This is a genomic window from Tenebrionibacter intestinalis (assembly GCF_016632365.1).
Taxonomy (GTDB): Bacteria; Pseudomonadota; Gammaproteobacteria; order Enterobacterales; family Enterobacteriaceae; genus Tenebrionibacter; species Tenebrionibacter intestinalis.
Genome location: NZ_JAEPBH010000087.1, coordinates 1 through 3,176 on the forward strand (window position 1 = coordinate 1; position 3,176 = coordinate 3,176).

Consider the following 3,176-nt stretch of genomic DNA (forward strand, 5'->3'; position numbering starts at 1 on the left):
TGCGCGACCACCTCCGCGCCGTTTACACCTTCTTCTGGCGCGCAAAAGTCCGCCTGCTGCTGGTCGTCGGGGACGATGCCGATGTTGACGCCCTTGTCCCTGAGCTGCGCGCGCACGGCTGGGCCGAAGGGCACGGCACGGTGCTGATTGCCGGCGGCGACCTGAAGGCGGAGCCGGACACGGCCCGACTGGATGCGCTCAGGCGCCTGGCGCGACGCCGCCCGCTTGACGGCATCGTATGGGTAACCCGCGAGTCAGACTATCCGGGCGCGGCCTGGATGGACCACGGGCTGCGCCATTTGCAGCAGGTCGGTGCCCGCCTGCGCTGGCATGCGCCGCTGTACCTGTGGCAGCTCAGTAAAACCGGCGCCGGGCAGGCTGTCAGCCAGCCCGTGGGCACCTTCTTCCCGGCGCAGGCCACTGAGGCGCAGGTCACAGAATATCTCAATGCCCTGCCGGGGGCGCTGCTGGAGCACGGTATGCAGCAGGTGATGCAGGACCCGCAGCACAACTTCCTGCTGCGCCTGGGGCTGACGCTGCGCGAGCAGGGCGCGGCGCGCTGGCGGCAGACGCTCTCACCGTGGTTTGCCGGCTATACAAAACGCATTGCGCTGCGCGGCCTGGTGTTCAGCCCGCTGCCTGAGGCGCCCCCCGAATCAGACGCGGCGCGCGCGTCCTCACCTTCTTCTGATAAGCCCGACGCCCCGACGTTTACCCTCTTTTCCGCCCGCCACTGGCAGCCGGACGCGTCCTGGTCGGCGCTGCTGGCCGACTGTAAACAGGCGCGCGGACTGCGCCCCGGCGTGCCGTGGCTGGCAGGCGCCTGCTGGGCGCTGGCCGGGCTGATGACGCTGTGGGGCGCGGGCATGCTGCTCTCCTTTGCCGTTAACCGCCACCAGATTGCCGATGTGGCCGCGCAGGCGCAGAGCCTGAAGGCGCAGGAAGGCGACTACGCGCAGCAGTTGATGACGCTTAAAGATTTGCGCAACCGCATCGCCCGGCTGCACGCTCAGCAGCAGCATGGCAGCCCGTGGTATCAGCGCTTTGGCCTGGACATGCGCGACCCGCTGCTCGCCGCCCTGATGCCGCTGTGGGGCGAGGGAAATAACCGACTGCTGCGCGACGAGGCGCAGCGCGCCTTAACGGATGCGCTGGACGCGCTGGCGAGCCTGCCGCCGGACAGTCCGCAGCGCGCCGCCGGCGCGCAGGCCGGTTACGGACAGCTTAAGGCGCTGCTGATGATGGCGCGCCCGCAGAAGGCCGACCCGGCGTTCTTTGCGCAGGTGATGAGGCAGGTACAGCCGCAGCATGCAGGGCTGTCGCAGGTGCTGTGGCAGGATTTATCGGCTGACCTGTGGGCGTTTTATATGTCCGCTCTGCCCTCGCAGCCGGGCTGGGCGATAACGCCTGATGCAGAGCGGGTAAGCCGTGTGCGGCAGGTGCTGCTTCAGCAGACGGGCCGGCGTCACGCCGAGAGCGCGCTCTATGAGGCGCTGCTGAAGTCGGCGCGGCGCAATTATGCCGACCTGCGGCTGGAAGACATGACCGGCGATACCGACGCCAGCCGGCTGTTTACCACCCGCGAGGTGGTGCCCGGCATGTTCACGCGCCGGGCGTGGGAGGGGCAGGTGCGGGCGGCGATAGAGAAGGCGGCCCGCAGCCGGCGCGAGGAGATTGACTGGGTGCTGAGCGACAGCCGCCAGACGGTCTCCGACGAGGTATCGCCGGAACAGCTTAAACAGCGCCTGACCGCCCGCTATTTCAATGATTTTGCCGGTAGCTGGCTGGGTTTTCTCAACAGTCTGCGCTGGAACGCCACGCACAACCTCTCTGAGGTCACGGAGCAACTGACGCTGATGAGCGACGTGCGCCAGTCGCCGCTGATTGCGCTGATGAACACGCTGGCCTGGCAGGGCCAGACCGGGCGCCAGGGGCGGGCGCCGGGGGATGTGCTGTTAAGTTCAGCCCGCGAGCTGCTGCATAAGGATGACGCGCCGGTTATCAGTCAGCAGAGCGCCGGTCCGACCGGCCCGCTCGACGGCACCTTCGGCCCGCTTCTGACGCTGATGGGCAAAGGCGACAGCGGCGCAGTGATGGGGCACGACGGCTCGCTCAGCCTGCAGACTTACCTTACCCGCGTGACCCGCGTGCGTCTGCGGCTCCAGCAGGTGGCGAGCGCGCCGGACCCGCAGGAGATGATGCAGGCGCTGGCGCAGACGGTGTTCCGGGGCAAAAGCGTTGACCTCACTGACACGCGCGAGTACGGCAGCCTGGTGGCGGCAAGCCTCGGCGAGGAGTGGCGCGCCTTCGGGCGGACGGTATTCGTACAGCCGCTCAGGCAGGCCTGGGAGACGGTGCTGCAGCCGTCGGCGGCAAGCCTTAACCAGCGCTGGCAGGATACGGTGGTGAACAACTGGAACAGCGCCTTTGCCGGGCGCTACCCGTTTGCCGCCGGTAAAAGCGAGGCATCCGTTGCGATGCTGGCGGAGTTTATCCGCCGGGATGCCGGGCGAATCCCGCGCTTTCTTGACAGCGAGCTGGGCGGGGTGCTCAGGCGAGAAGGCACGCGCTGGGCGCCGGACCCGGTGAACGCCCGCGGGCTGAACTTTGACCCGGCGTTTTTGCGCGCGCTCAGTCAGCTAAGCGAGCTTGCGGATGTGATGTTCACCGACGGCAGCCAGGGTATCCGTTTTGAGCTGCTGGCGCGCCCGGCGCCGGGGGTGACGGAAACGACGCTGACCGTGGACGGTCAGAAGCTGCGCTATTTCAACCAGATGGAAAGCTGGCATCGCTTTCGCTGGCCGGGCGAGACGTATAAGCCCGGCGCCATGCTCACCTGGAGCAGCGCGAAGGGGGGCGCGAAGCTTTACGGCGACTGGCAGGGAGCCTGGGGGCTGGTGCGCTGGCTGGAGAAGGCGAAGCGCGCGCGGCTGGACGAAAGCCGGTGGCAGTTGACGTATGTGACCCGCGATGCGCAGTTGCAGTGGATATTGCGTACCGAGCTGGGCGAGGGGCCGCTCTCGCTGCTGCGCCTGCGCGGCTTCAGGCTGCCGTCGCGTATTTTTAGCGTTGATGCGCAGGCGATGGCGCAGGCGATGACCCCGCCGGAGACGGCGGCGGGGGCTGACGATGATGAAGCGCGCCGCGGCTGAGTCCGGCGCTCCGATTATCCCTGA

1 protein-coding gene is annotated in these 3,176 nt (G+C 67.7%); it reads left to right on the forward strand.

The features are described 5' to 3' along the window. The coding region (locus tag JJB97_RS17500) for an ImcF-related family protein (RefSeq protein ID WP_238715363.1) at positions 1–3,152 on the forward strand (3,152 nt) is incomplete at its 5' end. Positions 3,153–3,176 lie beyond the last annotated feature (24 nt).